Below are 21,969 nucleotides of genomic sequence, written 5' to 3' on the forward strand. Positions count from 1 at the left end.
AGACGGCGATAAATTATGCTTTATATGCGGGGAATTACGTTGCGTAAGGGAACGTTTAGTTAAATGAAGTTGCATTCAGTACAAGAGACAAATGGTTCTGATAAATCAGTTAACCAGGAGTCTATCGTCCAAGAGCCTGTTGTTCACGAGCCGACTGTTGTTCATGAATCGACTAGTGTTCACGAGTCGACTATTGCCCATGAGCCGTCGATCGTTCATGAGCCTATCGTTAATGAAAATAGTGACCCTCGCAGCCGCCATGACGATCCCTTATTGGATAGCTTGCTGATCCTCTGCACCTTGCAGGGGAAATCCGTCAGTCGTACCACACTCACCGCGGGGCTCCCTTTAGCCAACCAGCGGTTATCGGTAAAATTGCTCCCGAGAGCCGCTGCACGTGCGGGGTTGCAAGGGCGCGTTCTCAAACGTTCTCTGAATAAAATTTCCGAGATGTCGCTCCCCGCGATGTTGCTGTTACGGGAAGGACGTGCGGCGATTCTGCTAGGCTGGAACGCTGATGGCAGCGCGCGTCTGATGCCCAGTGAAACAGAAGGCGGGGAAATTTCCGTTGAGCACAATACGCTGCAACAGAATTACCTCGGTCTGGTGATGTTTGCCCAACCTCGTCATCAGTTCGATCTGCAAAATCCATCGCTGATCCCCCGAACCAAATCCTGGTTCAAAGATACGCTGAAGCTTTCGCGTTCGCTCTATCTCGATGCCATCCTCGCCAGTTTGCTGGTGAACATTATCGCGCTTGCCACGCCGCTGTTCGTGATGAATGTCTATGACCGCGTTGTGCCCAATCAGGCAACGGCGACACTCTGGGTGCTGGCTATCGGCGTGACTGGCGCTTTTGTTTTCGATTTGATACTCAAAACGCTGCGCGGCATTTGCCTGGATATGGCGGGCAAAAAAACCGACCTGATTATTTCTGCCACGTTATTTGAACGCATTACCGGCATGTCGATGAAGGCCCGACCACCGCGGGTCGGTAGCTTTGCACAGAATATTCATGAATTTCAGTCGCTCAGAGATTTCCTATCTTCATTAACGCTGACGACGCTGATCGATTTTCCTTTTACGCTGCTTCTGCTGCTGGTTATCGGCATCATCGGCGGCCCGCTGGTCTGGGTTTCCATATTAGCCTACCCTATCGCCTTGCTGGCGAGTTGGGCGATGCAAAAACCGCTGTCCGCCACCATTGAAAAAACGATGCACCTTGCCAGTGAACGGCAGGCTACGCTGATCGAAACCTTGAGCTGTCTGGATGCGATCAAGGTCAATAATGCGGAAAGTGAACGGCAGCACCAGTGGGAACAGACCATTGGCAGCCTGAGCAAGCTGGAAATGCGAGCCAAGGCACTGTCTTCACTGGCGGTAAACCTGACGCAGTGGTTCCAGCAATTTGCCGGCGTCGCCATGATTGTCGTCGGCGTCTATATGCTGATTAACGGCAAACTCAGTATGGGTGGGCTGATTGCCTGTTACATGCTGAACGGCAGAGCACTCATGCCGTTGGGCCAGCTGTCTGGACTGGTCAGCCGTTACCAGCAAGCACGTTTGACGATGCAAACCACTGAACAGATGATGCAGTTACCGCAGGAGCGTAGCGATAACGAACGCCCGCTGAAGCGCGAGAGCATCCGGGGCGGTATCGAATTTCGCGATGTGACGTTTAATTACCCAGAACAAAAAACCAGTTCGCTGCAAGGCATCAGCTTGACCATCGCGCCCGGTGAAAAAGTGGGCGTTATTGGTCGTAGCGGCTCGGGAAAAAGCTCGCTGCAAAAACTGATCGTAAACCTCTATCAGCCTAATACAGGCAATATCCTGATCGACGGTGTCGATGCTCGTCAGTTGGATGTCAGCGATTTACGCCACAACATTGGCTATGTTCCTCAGGATATTCAGCTGTTTAGTGGTTCGCTGCGCAATAACCTGATTAGCGGTGCACGCTATGTCGAAGACGAAGCCATGTTGCGAGCCGCAGAAATTTCAGGGGTGAACGAGTTTGCTCGTCTGCATCCCGATGGCTATAACCTTCAGGTGGGTGAACGTGGTCAACAACTCTCCGGCGGGCAGCGTCAGGCTGTCGCGATAGCCAGAGCGCTGCTGCTCGATCCGCCGATTCTGGTGTTGGATGAACCCACCAGTTCGATGGATAACACCAGCGAAGACCGACTAAAGCAAGCCCTGGCCCCCGTGATTGCAGAGAAAACGCTCTTGCTGGTCACCCATCGGGTTTCCATGCTGGCGCTGGTCGATCGTTTAGTGATTGTCGACAGAGGTAAAATTATTGCTGATGGGCCGAAAGCAATCGTGATGGATGCGTTGAAGAAGGGGCAGATCAATGCGTCTCGGTAAATATATCAAACGAATCAAACGGTATTTTGTCGGCGGAGATGAAGAGAGCCTGCAAACGATGCCAGAAGTGAGCCGGGCAATGGCCGAGGATTCGCCACGTTCTATTCGCTTCACGCTGTGGGCTATCGGTGCTTTTTTCCTGTTTTTCATCCTGTGGGCCGGGCTCGCGAATATCGATGAAGTCACTCGCGGCGATGGTAAAGCCATCCCGTCTTCCCGGCTGCAAAAAATCCAAAACCTGGAAGGCGGCATTATCACGGAAGTGTTTATTCGTGAGGGACAAGTCGTCAATGCAGGCGATCCTTTGCTACGCCTTGATGATACTCGCTTTGCCTCCAACGTCGGTGAAACCGAAGCCGACCGGCTTGCGCTGCTGTCGCGAATTGAACGCCTAAACGCCGAAATCAGCGGTCAAGACCTCGTGCTTTCCGAAGAAATCACGACTCAAGCACCTAAAATAGCAGCAGGAGAAAAAGAGCTTTATAACAGCCGCCGCCAGCAACTGCATAATGAGATATCCGGCCTGGAAGAACAGTTGATCCAGCGCCAGCAGGAACTGCGGGATTTCTCAGCCAAGGAGATTCAGTTCCGCAACAGTCTTGGCCTGCTCCAGCAAGAAATTAAAATGTCAGAACCGCTGATCGCGGAAGGCGCGATTTCTAAAGTGGAAGTTTTACGCTTGCGCCGTGCTGAAGTCGAAACCCGTGGTCAGCTTGATTCCATCAAACTCTCCATTCCGCGGGCGGAGTCTGCGATTAAAGAGGGTGAAAATAAAATAGAGGAAACGCGTAGTCGCTATAAAAGTGAGGCGTTATCTCAGCTTAGTGAAGCACAAACCAGCCTGAACAAAATTGCAGCCACGGGTAAAGCGCTCGAAGATCGGGTAAACCGAACGCTGGTCGTCTCCCCTGTTCGCGGTATCGTGCAGCAGGTTCTGGTGAATACCATCGGGGGAGTGATTCAACCGGGTAGCGATCTGGTAGAAATTGTCCCACTGGATGACAAGCTGTTGGTCGAAGCTAAAATTCGCCCTCAGGATATTGCATTTTTACACCCAGGTCAGGATGCCATCATAAAATTGACGGCCTACGACTACACCATCTATGGTGGCCTAAAAGGTCAGTTGGAACAAATCAGCCCGGACACCGTCACTGATAAAGAAGGGAACAGCTTTTATATTATTCGCTTACGGACTGATAAGAATTACTTAGGTTCAGCCGATAAACCACTCCTTATCATTCCAGGCATGGTGGCCTCTGTTGATATAATCACGGGCAAGAAAACCATCCTCAGCTATTTGTTAAAGCCGATTATCCGAGCAAAAGCAGAAGCACTACGAGAAAGATAATAAAAAAGGCGCTCGACAGAGCGCCTTTTTTATTTCATTTATCAATGCTCGTTCATGCTGTGATAAATCTGAGTCTGACTACGCCCCATGGCTTTAGCTTGGTACATGGCGGAATCGGCATTAATTGCCAGCGTCAGAGAATCAGAGCCATGTTCTGGATACAACGCAATACCGATACTGCACGATATATCCAGTTTTTTCCCATTGATCTCAAATGGTTTGTTCAGTGCGTTGTGGATTTTATCTGCAACATAGAGTGTATTATCAATTTCCTTAATACCCTGAAGCAGAATAATGAATTCATCACCGCTACGGCGATATACCGTATCCGAATCTCGAACCGCACCACGCATACGTGCAGCCGCTTCTTTTAATAGCAAATCGCCAACAGCATGCCCAAACGAGTCGTTTATCTGCTTAAATTTATCGAGATCCAGGAACATCAGCGCGATCTTTCTACCCGTTTGTTTCGATAACAGAATCGCCTGCTCCATCTGCTCAGCAAACGTCAGGCCATTAGCCAGTGACGTTAATGAGTCATAGTGCGCCAGCTGCCGATAGTGTTCCTCGCTGCGCCGCAGCATATCAATGGCATGATATCGCTCTATCGCGATCGCAATCAGCTGTGCAGATTTCTCGATAGAGAAAATTTCCTCTTCAGTCGGGACATACACTTTACGGTGATAAACGCTTAAAACACCTAATATTTCTTTGTTCTGACCAATGATAGGTTCAGACCAGCAGGAACGCAGCCCGGCATATAATGCGAGCCCTTTATATAAAGACCAATGTGGATGCACGGAAATATCATCAGCGATTACGCGTTTTCCGGTATGGGCTGCTGTGCCAAAAGAAGCCACACCATCGGCAATTTTCACATTGTGAATGGCATTTTTATAAAAACCTGGCAAGCTCGGCGCCGATCCAAGCGTCAAACATTTCTTTTCTTTATCAACGAGCAGTACAGAACAAACAATACGACCTGGGTTTTTTTCCTCAACGCTGAAAATGATCGCATCCAGGATATCCTTCAGCGGCGCGCCGCTTGATAACAGCTCCAACGCACGATTGTATGAATTATCATGATGTTCCTGCGATTTCCGCTCTGTAATATCTAATTTAATGCCGACATACTGGGTCGTGTTGCTCGCCTTATTATATATTTTAACGATATTGGCCTTTTCCCAATACAACTGCCCATCTTTACGCCGGTTAACGAACTCACCGCTCCAAACATTACCTTTATTTATGGTAGCCCACAGATCTTCATAGACGCTGGCGTTGGTCATGCCAGAGTTTAATATATTCGTTTTTTTGCCAATAACTTCATCCGGCATATAACCAGACATGGTAATAAACTGGCGATTAACGTAAATAATTTCACAATTTTCATCTGCGATCATAATTGAGGCAGGGCTATATTCCATCGCAAAAAAAGTCATGTTGAGGAAGTCTTGTTTTTTCTGCTCAGTTTTAAACTTTTGTTTAATTTTTCTATTTTTCACAGAAGAAAACAATAACAATAACAACAGTAGGGTTATTATAATTTCATACACAATAACACTCTCCTCAGGCCCGAGTGGTCCTGATCGTACAAATCACAACGCTGATGACGAAAAATCCCGGTAACAAGCCCCTACCCCGTAGATTTTCAGGATGGGTGCATTTCCGGAGAGCAGAAAGGATGAAAGAAAAAACGCTCCATGAAGCAGGAGTGTTTAGAAACATAGCAACGTAAGCATAAAGCCCTCGCATATGACTGTGCGCAGATAAAAACAACAAATTCAAAAGAGTATCTTAATTTAATAGTAGTAATTGTTCGGGTTATAAGCTTCTCTAATGGAATAAAAGAATATTCCTAAGGGTACATGGCGATATATTCTGAACATCAAATTTTTGTAAGCAAATCAATTATACCAATAAGTATCATTGTTTTAATCAACAAAATCTATCACAAAGTGATTTTTGATCGTTAACAGTAAACATTATATTTTTTTACCATTAAAAATCAAATAATTAAAAGAAAAAAATAAAATCATTAACGTAAGCGTCTGATTATATATGTCATAATTTGATGCAAAATCCGTAGTCCTCCTCCCTGTTGCTTCATTGAAATTAAACACTGTCATAACAAATAAAATGAGAATTAAATAACAAAAACAAAACAAAATACAGCATTATACCTCGAGAATCAGCAGGAAAAGGAAGTCTGTCAGATGGGTTAAATTTTGTACAATAATGAAATATTAGGAAATATAATGAATTAATATGAAGGAACAACATGGATGGGCATACAACAGTACTCTACTATGCAAAGTGATAGCCTAAACAACAGGTTATCACCTAAAGTTCAAGCTTCAATGTCTCAAAATTCTCAAACGGCTGAGGGCGCGAGAGGTAGTATCCTTGGGCAGCATAAGCATGCGATGCTTGAACAATGGCCCATTCTTCCTTTGTTTCGATTCCTTCAATGACCACATAATTGCAAAAACGCGATAGCAAAGCGATCAGTGCAGGGAAAACGGTTTTTCCTTCACCACTTTGTTGCAGGAGAATGAAGAGCTCACGTGCCACTTTGATGCAATCATACTGAGCCAGCATAAGTGATGAAAAATTCGCCATGCCGCAGCCGAAATCATCCAGCCACAGTGTTTGTGCTTCAGGGAGCTTGGTTAAGATTTCTTTTGGCAGCCCTCCCTGATTTTCGACCATTTCAAAACGAATCCAGGGCATTGCGGCAATCAGGCGTTTAGCTTCCAGATTATTTTGTAACGCCAGTAACGTCATGCCATCAATGTTGACGGAGGCAAAAAGCCCGTCACGAGTAAATCGAAAATTCCACTGAGATAAAAGTTGCAGTTGTTCTACAATAATTAGAAGGCGGGTTTCAACATCAATATTCGCGAAGTATTTTTCAGGAGAGATGAACTTTTGCGGCAGGGTAGGAGAAAAAACGGAAGTCAGTAACTCAATAGCCATCAATTTACCTGATGTTCGGTAAATGGGCTGAAAAGTATACCGCCGTTGGCATTGGTGCCAGTAATCAGCACCTAATGGCTCTGCGTCTCCCTGTTGGAAAAATCCTGCCCCAACCTGATTAAAATGACCTTCCTGCTGCACTATGAGTTCCGCCATTAAACTGACACTATTAGTTATAAAATTATATCATACGGACATGCACCGTCATCGACTCTCCAGATGCAAACTTCATCGGCAATACCGATTAAATCAATGTCCATGATATTACAAAAATAAGTGGTTCAATATCACAACTAAATTTATTTAAATTGTAAATCAATAAATTAAAACCCAAGAAACACAGTCGCACTGGCTGATTCATACAGTTTAAAGGATGGGTATAAAACCAATTTAACGAACAGATGGTAATTTTACCCTGTAACCTCACTATTTATGCTGCCAATAGGTTGCATGCTGAAGGCCTCCGAAAACACGCAAAACCCGCAGTAAACAGCCTCGGAAGAGAGGCACATTGAAGACAGGAGAGACCGATTTGCCAGTATATTCTCCCTCAATGACAGTTACGCGTGTTTAAACGAGCATCAGCGGGTATAATCTGCGCCCTGTTTGTAAGGTAGAAGAACATCATGGCGTTACTCATCACCCATAAATGCATCAACTGTGACATGTGTGAGCCCGAGTGTCCTAATCAGGCTATTTCCATGGGCACGGACATTTATGAAATTGACACCACCCTCTGTACCGAGTGCGTTGGCCACTACGACACCCCGACGTGTCAGAAAGTCTGTCCGATCGACAATACGATCGTCAAAGATCCAAACCATGTTGAAGGCAATGAGCAGCTGTGGGAAAAATACGTGCTCATGCACCATGCCGACAGGATTTAAGCATCCGTTTACGAACGATCAGCTTTCGATAATCACCGTCGCACAGGCATAGCGTCTTTCGTCAGCCAGCGTCACATGGACGTGTCTGACGCCCATCTGTTCAGCCAGCTCTGCCGCTTTAGCAAAAAACCGCAAGCAAGGTTTACCCAGTTCGTCATTAAAAACCTCAAACTGGTTGAACGCGAGCCCGTTACGGATTCCAGTACCGAAGGCTTTTGCGGCCGCTTCTTTCACGGCAAAGCGCTTGGCGAGGAAACGAACAGGCTGCTGATGCTGCTGATAATGCGCCCACTCAGCATCCGTCAGAATGCGGCGAGCCAATCGCTCGCCTGAACGTTCAATCACCGCGTCAATACGGGCGATTTCGACAATATCCGTTCCGAGCCCAAGAATTGCCATCAGCGGCGTGCTTCTCGCATCAGACTCTTCATTTCGGCAACAGCATCCTTCAGACCGCTCATCACCGCTCGCCCGATAATCGCATGCCCAATATTCAATTCATGCATTTCTGGCAAGGCAGCAATCGGCAGAACGTTGTGGTACGTCAGACCGTGGCCGGCATTAACTTTAAGCCCCTTCGCCGCCGCGTAAGTCGCCGCATCGCGAATGCGCTCGAACTCATGTTGGCGTGCTTCGTCATCTGGCGCATCGGCATACGCCCCAGTATGGATTTCGATATAGGGTGCACCGCTGGCCACAGCGGCATCGATTTGCCGCTTATCCGCATCAATGAAGAGTGAAACCAAGATATTAGCCTGACTAAGTCTGGCTACTGCCTTATCGATCTTTTCCTGCTGCCCCGCGACATCCAGCCCGCCTTCGGTTGTCACTTCCTGACGTTTTTCCGGTACCAGACAGCAAAAATGCGGCTTCACCTCACAGGCGATATCCAGCATCTCTTCCGTGACAGCCATTTCCAGATTCATACGAGTTTGGAGCGTTTCTCTCAGGATCCGCACATCACGATCCGTGATATGGCGACGATCTTCACGCAAATGCACGGTGATGCCATCCGCCCCCGCCTGCTCAGCGACAAAAGCCGCCTGAACGGGATCGGGATACGCCGTTCCACGCGCATTACGCAGCGTTGCAATGTGATCGATGTTAACGCCAAGCAGCAGTTCAGCCATGATAAATCCTCGGTAAAGTCATGCACGATACGTGGCAGTTTACACCGATGTCACAGCGTCAGGGTACTGAGGAGGCGGGATTATTTATCAGAAGATGCGGGTTTGGACAAATTAGCAGCAGGAACGAACTGGCGGAATAGTTCACGACTTTTCAGCGGTTTTCCCCCCAGATAAGGCTTTAACGCGATACGGGTGAAACGCTTTGCCGCCTTCAATGTGCCGACATCTGGAAATTCACGCGACGCCAGCGAACGTAATTCATGCCCGGTAAAGCTTTTATTATCAACAACCAGACTGGCAATAAATCCCCTTTCTTCTCGATACTGATAAGTCATGGTATCGGCCACGGGTTCACCGCTACCAGCACAATGCAGGAAATCAACGCCGTATCCTAGATAGCCTAACAACGCTAATTCAAAGCGTCTTAATGCTGGTTCGGGAGAGGCATCTTGTGCAGCAAGATGTTGTAAACAGTGGAGATAATCGAAGAAAAGAGCGGAGTAATTGGTTTCATGTTCTAGCACGCGAGACAGCAGTTCGTTAACGTATAAACCGCTATAAAGCATCGAGCCAGTCAGTGGTAGTGCGAGCGAGACAGGCTCAGCGCTGCGTAATGTTTTCACTTCACCCCGGCCACTCCAGCGTACCAGCAGCGGAGTGAAAGGCTGTAAACAGCCTTTCAGGCTAGAGCGTCGGGCTCGCGCGCCTTTGGCAAGCACGCGAACTCGACCATCGCTTTCACTAAACAGATCCAGCAATAAACTGGTTTCACTATAAGGTCGCCCATGTAAGACAAATGCGCGCTGCCAGCCTTCCATCGGCGTGAACCTTACAGGTCTTCGCTATAACCCAAGCTGCGCAGGGCACGTTCGTCATCTGCCCAACCGGATTTCACTTTAACCCACAGCTCAAGGTGCACCTTGGCTTCGAACATCTCTTCCATATCCTGACGAGATTCGATACCAATGGTTTTAATTTTGGCACCTTTGTTGCCAATGACCATCTTCTTCTGGCCTTCACGCTCAACCAGAATCAGGCCGTTGATGTCATAACCGCCACGCTCGTTCGTCACGAAACGCTCGATTTCAACCGTCACGGAATACGGCAATTCTTCACCCAGGAAGCGCATCAGCTTTTCACGGATAATTTCCGATGCCATAAAGCGCTGTGAGCGATCGGTGATGTAATCTTCCGGGAAATGGTGCGTTGCCTGCGGTAAGTGTTTACGCACAATGCTGGCAATCGTATCGACATTCGTACCCTTCTCAGCCGAGATTGGAACAACATCAAGGAAGTCCATCTGTTGGCTGAGGAACTGGATATGCGGCAGCAACTTGGTTTTATCCGTGACGTTATCGACTTTATTGATCGCCAATAGCACAGGGAGTTTCTGATCGCGCAGCTTATTCAATACCATATCGTCGTCGTCGTTCCAGTGTGTACCTTCAACAACGAAAATGATCAGCTCAACGTCACCAATTGAACTGCTGGCAGCACGGTTCATCAGGCGGTTAATCGCCCGCTTCTCTTCAATGTGCAATCCCGGCGTATCCACGTAAATAGCCTGATAAGGCCCTTCAGTGTGAATACCCATGATGCGGTGACGTGTCGTCTGGGGCTTACGTGACGTAATAGAAATCTTCTGCCCCAGTAATTGATTCAGTAACGTCGATTTACCGACGTTTGGTCGACCAACAATCGCGACAAAACCGCAGTGTGTCTGTACTTCGCTCATTCAAGCTCCAGTTTTTTCAACGCTTGTTCAGCCGCAGCCTGTTCGGCTTTACGACGGCTCGATCCTGTACCAATGACCGACTCACTAAAGCCGCTCACCTGACAGTGGATAGTAAACTCCTGATCGTGTGCTTCCCCACGAACCTGCACCACCAGATAGGTTGGCAGAGGTAAGTGACGCCCTTGCAGAAATTCCTGCAACCGCGTTTTCGGATCTTTTTGCTTATCGCCGGGACTGATTTCATCCAGACGCGTCTGATACCAGTTTAGGATCAAACGTTCGATGGTCTGAATGTCGCTGTCGAGGAAAATGCCGCCAATCAGCGCTTCGACTGTATCCGCCAGAATCGATTCGCGACGGAAACCACCGCTCTTTAATTCACCGGGACCGAGGCGTAAGCACTCTCCCAGTTCGAATTCACGCGCGATTTCCGCCAGCGTGTTTCCTCGCACCAGCGTCGCTCGCATCCGACTCATGTCCCCTTCATCAACCTTGGGGAAACGATGATACAGCGCATTAGCGATCACAAAACTCAGGATGGAGTCACCCAGGAATTCGAGTCTTTCATTATGTTTGCTGCTGGCGCTACGGTGCGTCAACGCCTGTAACAAAAGCTCGTACTGCTGAAAAGTATAGCCCAGCTTTCTTTGTAAACGATTTATCAGAATGGGATTCATGTGTTACCAATAGATCAACGATGCGTCAAAAACAGCAGCATACGGAACAGCCCTGCTTACTAATTCGGTCAAAACTGTTTCGTTTGCATTGGCTCCCGTAAGGGAGCCTGCCTTTCTGCCCGTCATACTTCGCGTTGCCTGTGCGCTAGCGTGGTTCAGAGGCTAACGTGTTGTCCTGCAACTCGTACTATTTAGGGCATGTTCTTTCAAAAAGAGCGTTACTAAAAATATTCTACAACGGACAGCATCAGAATGCTGCCTGTATCTTATTTTGCTTAATGCTTACTTTGGTTAATGGATACCGCCGATGCGACTCAAACGTACACCGGTAGGCCATTCACCTTCCTGCTTTTCAAAGCTCATCCAGATAGCGGTGGCTTTACCGACCAGATTTCTCTCCGGTACAAAGCCCCAATAGCGACTATCCAGACTGTTGTCACGGTTATCACCCATCATGAAGTAGTGCCCAGCAGGGACAACCCATGTCGCAAGCTGCTGCTGCGATTGCTGATAATAACCACCGAGCTGATCCTGCTGACCCGGCACTAACAGAATATTGTGCGTCACATTACCTAATGACTCTTTGCGCGCGCCCATACGGGTCCCTTCCACGCTATTGTCATTGGCAGGCACCTCATAAAAACCGCTGCGCGACTCCAGTCCAGGCTGATTGAAGGTCTGAACAAAATCGCTAGGCTGAACATTACTGTACGTGACCGCCAGTGCGGTATCACACGCCTGCTGTCCCTGACAGGATGGACGAATCGTCACCTGCTTGGTTATCGGGTTATAGCTCACGCGATCGCCCGGTACACCAACCACACGCTTGATGAAGTCCACTTTAGGATCGGACGGGTATTTAAATACCACCACGTCGCCACGCTTCGGGTGGCCGGTTTCGATCAGCGTTTTTTGCGTGAAGGGTTCTTTAATGCCGTAGGCAAATTTCTCCACCAAAATAAAATCACCGATCAACAGCGTCGGCATCATCGAACCGGATGGAATTTGAAACGGCTCATAAATGAAGGAGCGCACAACCAATACCAAAGCCACGACCGGGAAGACGGATGCGATTGTTTCAATCCAGCCTGGTTGTTCAATGGCTTTCGATGAAACTGCACCATCAGCCAGATCGGCGCCGCTCATGGCAGCAAATTTCTTCCGGCGAGCAGGTGCCCAGACGAAACGTTCTAAACACCAGACAATCCCGGTGACCAGCGTCACCAATGCCAGAATTACGGCAAACATATTGGCCATGCCAACTCCTCAGAATTTATTTACTGTCTTTGCCGACGTGCAGAATTGCCAGAAACGCCTCTTGCGGCAGTTCGACGTTACCGACCTGCTTCATACGTTTCTTACCGTCTTTCTGTTTCTGCAACAGTTTCTTCTTACGGCTGACGTCGCCACCATAACACTTGGCCAGTACGTTTTTACGCAATTGCTTAACCGTAGAGCGCGCAATAATGTGGTTACCAATTGCGGCCTGAATCGCGATATCAAACTGCTGACGCGGAATCAGTTCTTTCATCTTTTCGACGAATTCACGGCCACGATATTGTGAATTATCGCGGTGAGTAATCAGAGCCAATGCATCGACACGCTCGTTGTTGATTAATACATCAACGCGCACCATGTCTGATGTCTGGAAACGTTTGAAACCGTAATCCAGCGATGCATAACCACGAGAGGTTGATTTCAGGCGGTCAAAGAAATCGAGAACCACTTCGGCCATCGGGATCTCATACGTCAACGCAACCTGATTACCGTGGTACACCATGTTCGTCTGCACGCCACGCTTTTCAATACAAAGCGTAATTACGTTGCCCAAATATTCCTGAGGCATCAGCATGTGACACTCGGCAATCGGTTCGCGCAGTTCCTGAATATTATTCAGCGGCGGCAGTTTAGACGGGCTATCGACATAAATGGTTTCTTTCGCCGTCGTTTCTACTTCATACACTACCGTCGGTGCCGTGGTGATCAGTTCCAGATCGTACTCACGCTCCAGACGCTCCTGAATGATCTCCATGTGCAGCAGACCCAGGAAGCCACAGCGGAAACCAAAGCCCAGCGCAGTAGAGCTTTCTGGTTCATAGAACAGCGAGGCATCATTGAGGCTCAGCTTGCCTAACGCATCACGGAATGCTTCATAGTCGTCGGAGCTAATCGGGAACAGGCCAGCGTAGACCTGCGGTTTGACTTTCTTGAAGCCCGGCAACGCTTTTTCAGCTGGCTGACGCGCCAACGTCAAGGTATCCCCTACTGGCGCACCCAAAATATCTTTGATGGCGCACACCAACCAACCTACTTCGCCGCAGTTCAATACATCACGGTCGATCTGCTTCGGCGTAAAAATACCGAGACGGTCAGCGTTATAAACCTGACCCGTACTCATCACCTTAATTTTATCGCCTTTGCGCATCGTGCCGTTTTTGATACGTACCAGGGACACAACGCCTAAGTAGTTATCAAACCAGGAATCGATAATCAGCGCCTGCAGCGGCGCGTCAGGGCTGCCTTCCGGCGGCGGAATATCACGCACCAGACGATCCAGAATATCCGTCACGCCCACCCCAGTTTTCGCGGAGCAGCGCACGGCATCGGTAGCATCAATGCCGACAATATCTTCAATTTCCTGAGCAACGCGATCTGGATCGGCAGCAGGCAGGTCGATCTTATTCAGAACCGGCACCACTTCCAGATTCATATCCAGCGCGGTATAGCAGTTAGCCAGCGTTTGAGCTTCAACACCCTGCCCTGCGTCAACGACAAGCAGCGCACCTTCACAGGCGGCGAGCGAACGGGATACTTCATAAGAGAAGTCAACGTGCCCAGGCGTATCGATGAAGTTTAACTGGTAGGTTTGGCCGTCTTGCGCTTTATAATCCAGCGTGACGCTTTGCGCTTTAATCGTTATTCCGCGTTCGCGTTCCAGATCCATGGAATCCAGAACCTGCGCAGCCATCTCACGCTCGGTTAAACCGCCGCAAATCTGGATAATACGGTCAGATAACGTCGATTTACCGTGGTCGATATGGGCAATAATGGAGAAATTTCGTATATGCTTCATTATAAAAATTTTTCTACCTTGATATTCCTGAAATTCTTGCCGATGGGCATGCGCATAGGTGAAAACAGCAGCGATGTTATTCCACCTGAATCGCAGCATTCTACATGCGAGAAGCGTGAAAACCTAGTCATGTCCAGTTCATTCCCCTTGATTATGACGGTTTTATTTGGAATAGCAGAACAACCAGAGGAAAGCAGGAAGTAAAGTGTCATTACGTGGCAAATATCGTGTCGAAAGATAACAAGCGAGTAAGCAATGTTTCCGCACCGCGCGCCGCTTACGCTCGAGTGAACAGGTCAATTTTGTAAGAGAGTACCCGGCAGTGCGATTTGCAGGATAACGGGTTCATAACGTTTATTTTTACCTAGCTGCTTCGCCCAGCGCTTCACACCGATAAACGCCACGCCACCGCCTAACAGCGCGCCAACAACCGCAGCCAGATCGGTACCGAACAGCGTTTGGCATATCGCTGCCCCGAACAGCAACCCAAACAGCGGGACAACATAAACCAGAGCGGCGGAAAACAGTAACCGCCCTTCAGAAATACCCAGTTCAACTTTTTGTCCGATTTCCAAAGGCCGATCGTAAGGAACATACAGCGTATTTTCGGCAGAGAGCCCAAGCTGACTTAATAAACCGGTTCCACACGACGAGCGGGATTTGCAGGTGCCACAGCCCGCACTTGGCTCACACCGCAGCTCCGCAATTCCATCCTGCCATGACACTACCGTTGCCCACTCTTTAATCACGGTTGCGCCTTCAAAATAATGCTGTCGGCCACACGTTTAGCCGTAGAAGGTGGAATATCGCCGACGACGGTAATCTCTCGGTTGCCTTTCATGACAGTGTGAATCGAGCGTCGCCCCGTGAGCACAGACTGTTCCTCGCTCACATCAGAAGACGGGCTAATGTTAATCGAAAAGCTGAATAAACCATCGCTATACAGGCGTGTTTCAATCGGAATGGACGAACCTGGCAATACTTTTTTGTTGTGTGACAGCTCTTTCATCCCGGCAGGCAGCCATTCCGGCACCCAGGTAAAATCACCTTTTTCCGCAGCAGGCGCGGGTAGCGCAGGAGGAAGTTTGATTCCTTCCAGCGGACGCATCACGCTCACCACATCATCGTCAACAATCAGTGATGTCGTTAAGAATTGCTCCAACCGTTTGTCGCCATTGCGATCCTGTAAATCAATGCGCAGTGGAAGTTTCGAGTCCGCATCAATCCACACCGTATAGCTATAACGTGTGCCATCGCGTGAGATAACCCGAATGCCTGATGCCAGACGATCGGCAATGCGAACCCGTCCATCAGCAGGAACAAAATCATAATAGGGCGATAGTTTCTGGAAATCAGCGAAGACCAGAGAAGGGAGAGAGTCAACGATATGGTCGCTGGTGAGCGTAAACGGCTCAAAACCAGGATCGAAGTAGCTGACTTCATTACCCCGCTGCACGATCTCACGTCGCGGCCCGTCCATAAACAGCAACTGCGCTAAGGCGCGGTTGTTGACCACAGCATGACGATACCGTACTGACTCGAACCCTTGCAGGGTAATGTTAATAAAGGAAATTTCGTAATTCAGAGAACGAATAGCGCTATTCATCTGTTGCAGCGACGCGCCCGGCTCAACATTTTGAGCCGGGGCGAAAGTAGAATAAAACAGACTGCCAATCAGAAAACAGGCGGCGGACCAAACACGCTTCATTACCGGGGCTGTGTTCCTAATGATTGAGTACCGGGAACCTGAATTGCCGCTTGCTGATCGTCCTGCGGCAGAGCGTGCTCGGCATGCAGCCGGCGCTGTAATTCGTAGTCCTGCAAAATGGCGTTAAGGCGATTGCGCTGCATATCGGATTTTTGTTGGCCGCTGTTAGGGGCAACATTTTCTGACGGCACGCCGAGGCTCACTGGAGAGGCGGTGCCCATCGCGGGTAAGGTGCTGAACACGCCGGATTCCACAACATGTTCAGAAGCATTACCCTGCTGATAATTTTGTACGCCGACAATCACCGCTAAAGATACACAGGCAGCAACACCGACTTGCGTCAGTTGGCTACCCCACGGGCGGATTTTGTGCCAGAAAGGCATCTTCGTCCACTCGACAGGTTGTGGCTGAGATTCAGGCTGCGCTTGTGGAACCAAACGAACAGGTTCTTTTTCGATTGCAGCGGCAACACGAGAAGCGATGTCCAGGTGAATCACGTTTTCACTCACATCACCACGCATCACATCACGAATCAGATGATAACTTTGCCAACTTTGCTGCAACGTGTCATCCCGTGACAGTGCGCCTAACAGTTCGGAATCTACTGCTTCGCCATCCATTAAAGCGGAAAGTTTCTCTTTCTGCATACCGACACCCTTACCTTGTCAAATCCATCATTAGTCATGCGGATAGCTGAAAACGCTCGCTAGCGCTGAATAAGCGGTTGTACTTTATTATCAATCGCTTCCCGCGCCCGGAAAATACGAGAACGAACAGTGCCGACGGGACAATCCATAATCACGGCGATCTCTTCGTAGCTTAAACCGTCCAACTCACGCAGCGTAATCGCTAAACGTAAATCTTCCGGTAAAGACTCGATAGTTCGGAAAACGATGCTTCGTAATTCCTCTGACAACATTAAATTCTCAGGGTTCGATATTTCTTTCAGTGCACCCGCATTTTCATAGTTTTCCGCGTCATTGGCATCAATGTCGCTGGAAGGCGGGCGGCGTCCCTGAGCTACCAGATAATTCTTGGCCGTATTCACTGCGATACGATACAGCCACGTATAGAACGCGCTATCGCCGCGGAATGACTCTAACGCGCGATAGGCTTTAATAAACGATTCCTGTACCACGTCCGGCACGTCCCCTTGGGGAACATACCGCGATACCAGGCTCGCTACCTTATGCTGATAACGAACGACCAACAAGTTAAACGATTTTTGATCGCCTTTTTGGACTCGCTCGACCAGAACCTGATCTGCCAGTTGCTCGCTCATCCGAGGTAATCTCTACTCAAACCGTTCTCCACGCGTAAAATAGTACTGCCAGCTATATAAGTCATTTAGAGCAAGCTCCTAATTAGAACCAAGACATCCAATAAAGTTCCGAGTCATCATTTTTCTTTTGCTTAGCGCTGTTACTCGTCTTTGCGATGCGTATCATCACACATTCTCTTCATCACAGTCTTCATCAAAAATGGTCTTCATCTGAGGCTCTACGCTTCTCAGAGGATGATACGATAAATCTGGGGTATGCGCACGATTCAGCATCCCCCTCCCTTTGCTTATTTATAGTGTAGATAGCGGGCTAAAAACCAATACAGCAATCAACCATTGGGTGCTACCATCGGATTTCCTCTTCTTTTTGCACCCACGACACGACCATGCAAACGACCACTGAATACGTCTGTGATGTTTTAATCATTGGCAGCGGTGCTGCCGGGCTTTCACTGGCGCTGCGTCTGGCTTCACAAGCCAACGTGACGGTATTAAGCAAAGGCCCACTCAACGAAGGCGCAACGTTTTATGCTCAGGGTGGCATCGCCGCCGTTTTCGATGAAACGGACACGATTGACTCCCATATCGAAGATACCCTGATCGCTGGCGATGGCCTGTGTGAACGGGAAGCCGTTGAGTTTATCGCCAGCAATGCCAAACATTGCGTGCAATGGCTGATCGAACAAGGCGTGCTGTTCGATACCGAAACCAGCACCAGCGGCGAAGAGCGTTACCATCTCACACGCGAAGGCGGGCACAGCCATCGTCGAATTCTGCATGCGGCGGATGCAACGGGAAAAGAAGTGGAAAACACGCTGGTGCAGAAAGCGCTGTCTCATCCGAATATTCGGATTATGGAACGCTGTAACGCCGTCGATTTGATTACCTCGAATAAGCTGGGTCTGCCCGGCACACGCCGCATTGTCGGTGCTTATATATGGAACCGTGAGCGGGAACGCGTAGAATCCTGCCGGGCGAAAACGGTGGTTCTGGCGACCGGCGGCGCATCCAAAGTGTATCAATACACCACGAATCCCGATATTTCCTCTGGTGATGGCATCGCCATGGCCTGGCGTGCGGGTTGCCGCGTGGCAAATCTGGAGTTCAATCAGTTTCACCCGACCTGCCTGTTCCACCCGCAGGCACGAAACTTCCTGCTAACGGAAGCGCTGCGCGGTGAAGGCGCGTACCTTAAACGTCCTGATGGCACCCGCTTTATGCCCGATTTCGATGCCAGAGGCGAACTGGCTCCGCGCGACGTGGTCGCCCGGGCGATTGACCATGAGATGAAACGACTTGGCGCAGACTGCATGTATCTGGATATCAGCCACAAGCCCGAAGCATTCATCAAACAGCACTTCCCCACCATCGATGAAAAGCTACAATCTCTCGGCATCGATCTGACGCGTGAGCCAATCCCCATCGTCCCTGCGGCACACTACACCTGCGGTGGCGTGATGGTCGATCAGCATGGTCGCACCGACCTTGACGGCCTGTATGCGATTGGCGAAGTCAGCTATACCGGATTACACGGCGCAAATCGCATGGCGTCCAACTCATTACTCGAGTGTCTGGTTTACGGCTGGTCAGCCGCTGAGGATATTTTGCAGCGCTTACCGCAAATCAAAGCGGTGAAAAAGTTACCGGATTGGGATGAAAGCCAGGTCGACAACTCCGACGAACAAGTGGTGATCCAGCATAATTGGCACGAGCTGCGCCTGTTTATGTGGGACTACGTTGGGATCGTGCGGACGACGAAACGACTGGAGCGGGCACAGCGCCGCATCCAACTGCTTCAGCAGGAAATCAATGAGTACTACGCTCACTTCCGTATTTCCAACAACTTGCTGGAACTGCGTAATCTGGTGCAGGTCGCCGAACTCATCGTCCGCTGTGCGCTGGAAAGAAAAGAAAGCCGCGGGCTACATTACACTCTGGACTATCCAGAGCAGTTCGACGCCCCAACGCCAACTATTCTGGTGCCGTAGTTCATAAAAAGTAGTTCACTCAGAAAAGGCAGACGCAGCAACAAAGCGTCTGCCATCTACATAAAGAGATAAAAATCTTTTGTCAGCTGCTGGAAATCCGTCGAGTAACGCCTTTCTGTATCACGAATGGCCAATGAGGAATTCGCACATTCTCTTTCCTGACGAGACAGCGCCAACAAAACGCGATGCGCAGGTTTCTCTTCCTGTTCCGATACGCGAAGCTGCTGGTGAACGTGCCAATTGTGCTGCTGCGCCAGCGGAATAAAGCTATCTGCAACCAGAACGGGCAGCACAACGCAGAAAAGTCCTTCAGGCATCAGCAGTTGATGAGCACAGCGCAACAGCGCTTCATGAGTTAACAACGTGGTATAGCGAGCCTGATCGCGCTGAACTGACCCGCACGCGATCCCTGGCGGGAAATAAGGCGGGTTACTGATAATCAACGAATAGGTGGCGCTTCGCGTCTCAGCAAAACCGACGATATCTTCAGCGTACACCGTTATTCTGTCTGCCCATGACGAGGCGGCAATGTTTTCTTTCGCCTGATCGCTGGCGGCACTATCCAGTTCGACGGCATCAATCTGAACGTGTGGTTCAGAACGTTGCGCCAGCATCAGCGCGAGGAGTCCGGTACCGCTGCCGATATCCAGGATCCGCGTGGCTGAGGACACTGGCGTCCAGGCCCCCAGCAAAATGCCGTCGGTCCCCACCTTCATGGCACAGCGATCGTGCGCCACAAAGAATTGCTTGAAGGTAAATCCATCCCGACGCAATGTCAGTTTATTATCAGCCTGATGACTCATGAAAATAAGATTCCAAACGCAAACCGCAGTAGCATAGGTGAAACATCAGTACAGGAAAAGTGCCGATGTCTGCTTAAACAGGTGAAGAAATCGGCCAATCCGTCTATAATCGGCGCCCCAAATAGAGGTAGACCATGACTGTAACCAATTTTTCCGAGCTTGATCTTGATGAAAGCCTGTTAGACGCCCTGCGCGACATGGGCTACGAGCGCCCAACCGTGATTCAGGCTGAGGCGATCCCTCCGGCGATGGAAGGCCGCGACGTTCTGGGCTCCGCGCCAACAGGAACAGGTAAAACCGCCGCCTATCTGCTGCCGGTTTTGCAGCATCTTATCGATTTCCCTCGTAAAAAATCGGGTCCACCTCGTATTCTGATCCTCACGCCAACCCGTGAACTCGCCATGCAGGTGGCCGATCAGGCGCGAGCGTTTGCAGCGCATACGCACCTGGATATCGCCACGATCACTGGCGGCGTGGCCTACATGAACCACGCGGAAGTTTTCAGTGAAAATCAGGATATCGTCGTCGCGACGACGGGCCGTCTGCTGCAATACATTAAAGAAGAAAACTTCGATTGCCGCGCGGTAGAAACGCTGATTCTGGATGAAGCAGACAGAATGCTGGACATGGGCTTCGCTCAGGATATTGAACATATCGCCGGAGAAACCCGCTGGCGCAAGCAAACGCTGCTGTTTTCTGCGACGCTCGAAGGGGACGCGATCAAAGATTTCGCCGAGCGCCTGCTCAACGAACCTGTTGAAATCGAATCCGACCCATCGCGTCGGGAACGTAAAAAAATTCTGCAATGGTATTACCGCGCCGACGATCTCAAACACAAAACGGCACTGCTCTGCCACCAGTTAAAACAGCCGGACGTGACGCGTTCTATCGTCTTTGTACGTAAGCGTGAGCGTGTGCATGAGCTGGTTGCCTGGCTGCGTGAAGCAGGCATTAACTCCTGCTATCTCGAAGGCGAAATGGTGCAAGCCAAACGTAATGAGGCGATCAAACGCCTCAGCGACGGGCGTGTCAACGTGCTGGTAGCAACGGATATCGCGGCACGCGGTATTGATATTAACGATGTCAGCCACGTATTTAACTTCGATTTGCCGCGCACATCGGACACCTATCTTCACCGTATTGGCCGTACAGGCCGCGCGGGTCGTAAAGGCTGTGCTATCTCTTTCGTCGAAGCACACGACCATCTGCTGCTGGGGAAAATCAGCCGCTACTTGAATGAACCGCTAAAACCGCGCGTCATTGAAGAACTCCGCCCAGAGACTAAAGCACCAAGCGCTAAAACGACGGGGAAACCGTCGAAAAAAGTGCTAGCTAAGCGGCAAGAGAAGAAAGAGAAGGAAAAAGAAAAGGTGAAGGTAAAAGTTCGCCAGCGCGACGCTAAAAATGTGGGTAAGCGTCGTCAACCAACGCAGAAAACTGACGAACCCTCTGCCAAATAAAATTTCTATAAAATAGAGACGTAAAAAAGGGAGCTTCGGCTCCCTTTTTGTTAAGGCTTGTTTTGTTAAAGCTTACGTAACAACTTACAGGCTTGCGGTAAAAGTACGAGCGATAACGTCACGCTGCTGTTCTGGCGTCAGTGAGTTGAAACGCACAGCGTAGCCAGATACGCGAATGGTCAGCTGCGGATAGTTTTCCGGATGCTTAACGGCATCTTCCAGCGTCTCACGGCGCAGAACGTTCACGTTCAGGTGTTGACCACCTTCCACACGCACTTCAGGTTTGATTTCCAGCGGGATTTCACGATACTCGATCTGACCCAGATCGCTCACCGGAACGATTTGATCTTCGCTATAACCCGATTTAGCACACACGCAACGCGCCTGTGATTTTTCTTCATCCAGCAACCAGAAAGAATTGATCAGCGCGCTGTCGTTAGCCTTGGTGATTTGAATACCAGTAACCATAATTGCCTCCGTAAAACGGCGTGTTATTGTCTTAGTTAAAACTGATTTAGTTAACATCGTTATC

20 protein-coding genes are annotated in these 21,969 nt (G+C 49.4%); 5 read left to right on the forward strand and 15 right to left on the reverse strand.

Annotated elements, in window-relative coordinates; all coding sequences use genetic code 11:
• The first annotated feature begins 63 nt into the window (after positions 1-63).
• Positions 64-2,367 carry a type I secretion system permease/ATPase gene (locus QWJ20_RS16790; protein ID WP_119888353.1) on the forward strand — a complete coding sequence of 768 codons (2,304 nt, stop codon included), beginning with the start codon at positions 64-66 and terminating at the stop codon, positions 2,365-2,367.
• Positions 2,354-3,715 (forward strand): HlyD family type I secretion periplasmic adaptor subunit, encoded by a 1,362-nt coding sequence (locus QWJ20_RS16795; protein WP_095995231.1) that lies wholly within the window; start codon positions 2,354-2,356, stop codon positions 3,713-3,715. Before QWJ20_RS16790 ends, QWJ20_RS16795 begins: the two co-directional genes overlap by 14 nt.
• 41 nt (positions 3,716-3,756) lie before the next feature.
• On the opposite strand, the gene QWJ20_RS16800 is transcribed toward QWJ20_RS16795, so the two are convergent.
• On the reverse strand, positions 3,757-5,271 hold the full coding sequence (locus tag QWJ20_RS16800) for a sensor domain-containing protein (protein WP_039486653.1): 1,515 nt from the start codon (positions 5,269-5,271) through the stop codon (positions 3,757-3,759).
• Positions 5,272-6,058: 787 nt separating this feature from the next.
• Positions 6,059-6,850 (reverse strand): cyclic-guanylate-specific phosphodiesterase, encoded by a 792-nt coding sequence (pdeH, locus tag QWJ20_RS16805; protein ID WP_147387604.1) that lies wholly within the window; start codon positions 6,848-6,850, stop codon positions 6,059-6,061.
• Between the two features lie 470 nt (positions 6,851-7,320).
• Between pdeH and QWJ20_RS16810 the strand changes: the two genes are divergently transcribed.
• Positions 7,321-7,581, forward strand: coding sequence for a YfhL family 4Fe-4S dicluster ferredoxin (locus tag QWJ20_RS16810; protein WP_072012422.1), 261 nt, complete (start codon positions 7,321-7,323; stop codon positions 7,579-7,581).
• 18 nt (positions 7,582-7,599) lie between these two features.
• Here the strand turns inward: QWJ20_RS16810 and acpS are convergent, their stop codons facing one another.
• The 11 genes from acpS to rpoE form a co-directional block, all read right to left on the reverse strand.
• Complete coding sequence (gene acpS / locus QWJ20_RS16815; RefSeq protein ID WP_014916247.1) at positions 7,600-7,980, reverse strand: holo-ACP synthase; 381 nt, start codon at positions 7,978-7,980, stop codon at positions 7,600-7,602.
• A complete protein-coding gene (pdxJ, locus tag QWJ20_RS16820) occupies positions 7,980-8,711 on the reverse strand; it encodes a pyridoxine 5'-phosphate synthase (protein WP_433993060.1) in 732 nt (243 codons plus the stop codon). Before pdxJ ends, acpS begins: the two co-directional genes overlap by 1 nt.
• A gap of 80 nt (positions 8,712-8,791) precedes the next feature.
• The gene (recO, locus tag QWJ20_RS16825) at positions 8,792-9,529 is read right to left on the reverse strand and encodes a DNA repair protein RecO (protein ID WP_010280459.1); all 738 of its coding nucleotides are present in this window, start codon (positions 9,527-9,529) and stop codon (positions 8,792-8,794) included.
• A gap of 11 nt (positions 9,530-9,540) precedes the next feature.
• The gene (gene era, locus QWJ20_RS16830) at positions 9,541-10,446 is read right to left on the reverse strand and encodes a GTPase Era (RefSeq protein WP_012822898.1); all 906 of its coding nucleotides are present in this window, start codon (positions 10,444-10,446) and stop codon (positions 9,541-9,543) included.
• Complete coding sequence (rnc, locus tag QWJ20_RS16835; RefSeq protein WP_010280465.1) at positions 10,443-11,123, reverse strand: ribonuclease III; 681 nt, start codon at positions 11,121-11,123, stop codon at positions 10,443-10,445. Before rnc ends, era begins: the two co-directional genes overlap by 4 nt.
• A 291-nt stretch (positions 11,124-11,414) precedes the next feature.
• Positions 11,415-12,380, reverse strand: a complete 966-nt coding sequence (gene lepB / locus QWJ20_RS16840; protein WP_039486642.1) for a signal peptidase I — start codon at positions 12,378-12,380, stop codon at positions 11,415-11,417.
• 16 nt (positions 12,381-12,396) lie between these two features.
• The gene (gene lepA / locus QWJ20_RS16845; protein ID WP_095700271.1) at positions 12,397-14,196 is read right to left on the reverse strand and encodes a translation elongation factor 4; all 1,800 of its coding nucleotides are present in this window, start codon (positions 14,194-14,196) and stop codon (positions 12,397-12,399) included.
• Positions 14,197-14,492: 296 nt separating this feature from the next.
• A complete protein-coding gene (rseC, locus tag QWJ20_RS16850; RefSeq protein ID WP_095995234.1) occupies positions 14,493-14,945 on the reverse strand; it encodes a SoxR-reducing system protein RseC in 453 nt (150 codons plus the stop codon).
• Complete coding sequence (rseB, locus tag QWJ20_RS16855; RefSeq protein WP_095700273.1) at positions 14,942-15,904, reverse strand: sigma-E factor regulatory protein RseB; 963 nt, start codon at positions 15,902-15,904, stop codon at positions 14,942-14,944. Before rseB ends, rseC begins: the two co-directional genes overlap by 4 nt.
• Entirely contained in the window at positions 15,904-16,551 is a 648-nt protein-coding gene (gene rseA, locus QWJ20_RS16860) for an anti-sigma-E factor RseA (RefSeq protein WP_095700274.1), read from the reverse strand. Before rseA ends, rseB begins: the two co-directional genes overlap by 1 nt.
• A gap of 59 nt (positions 16,552-16,610) precedes the next feature.
• A complete protein-coding gene (rpoE, locus tag QWJ20_RS16865) occupies positions 16,611-17,186 on the reverse strand; it encodes an RNA polymerase sigma factor RpoE (protein WP_005973561.1) in 576 nt (191 codons plus the stop codon).
• A gap of 386 nt (positions 17,187-17,572) precedes the next feature.
• Between rpoE and nadB the strand changes: the two genes are divergently transcribed.
• Entirely contained in the window at positions 17,573-19,174 is a 1,602-nt protein-coding gene (gene nadB, locus QWJ20_RS16870; protein WP_095700275.1) for an L-aspartate oxidase, read from the forward strand.
• 56 nt (positions 19,175-19,230) lie between these two features.
• Here the strand turns inward: nadB and trmN are convergent, their stop codons facing one another.
• Positions 19,231-19,977, reverse strand: a complete 747-nt coding sequence (gene trmN, locus QWJ20_RS16875; protein ID WP_433993061.1) for a tRNA(1)(Val) (adenine(37)-N(6))-methyltransferase TrmN — start codon at positions 19,975-19,977, stop codon at positions 19,231-19,233.
• A gap of 134 nt (positions 19,978-20,111) precedes the next feature.
• Between trmN and srmB the strand changes: the two genes are divergently transcribed.
• A complete protein-coding gene (gene srmB / locus QWJ20_RS16880) occupies positions 20,112-21,437 on the forward strand; it encodes an ATP-dependent RNA helicase SrmB (RefSeq protein ID WP_095700277.1) in 1,326 nt (441 codons plus the stop codon).
• A gap of 84 nt (positions 21,438-21,521) precedes the next feature.
• Here the strand turns inward: srmB and grcA are convergent, their stop codons facing one another.
• Complete coding sequence (gene grcA / locus QWJ20_RS16885; protein WP_005973551.1) at positions 21,522-21,905, reverse strand: autonomous glycyl radical cofactor GrcA; 384 nt, start codon at positions 21,903-21,905, stop codon at positions 21,522-21,524.
• Between the last annotated feature and the right edge of the window lie 64 nt (positions 21,906-21,969).

The organism is Pectobacterium sp. S5, from assembly GCF_051707265.1.
Lineage (GTDB): Bacteria > Pseudomonadota > Gammaproteobacteria > Enterobacterales > Enterobacteriaceae > Pectobacterium > Pectobacterium polare.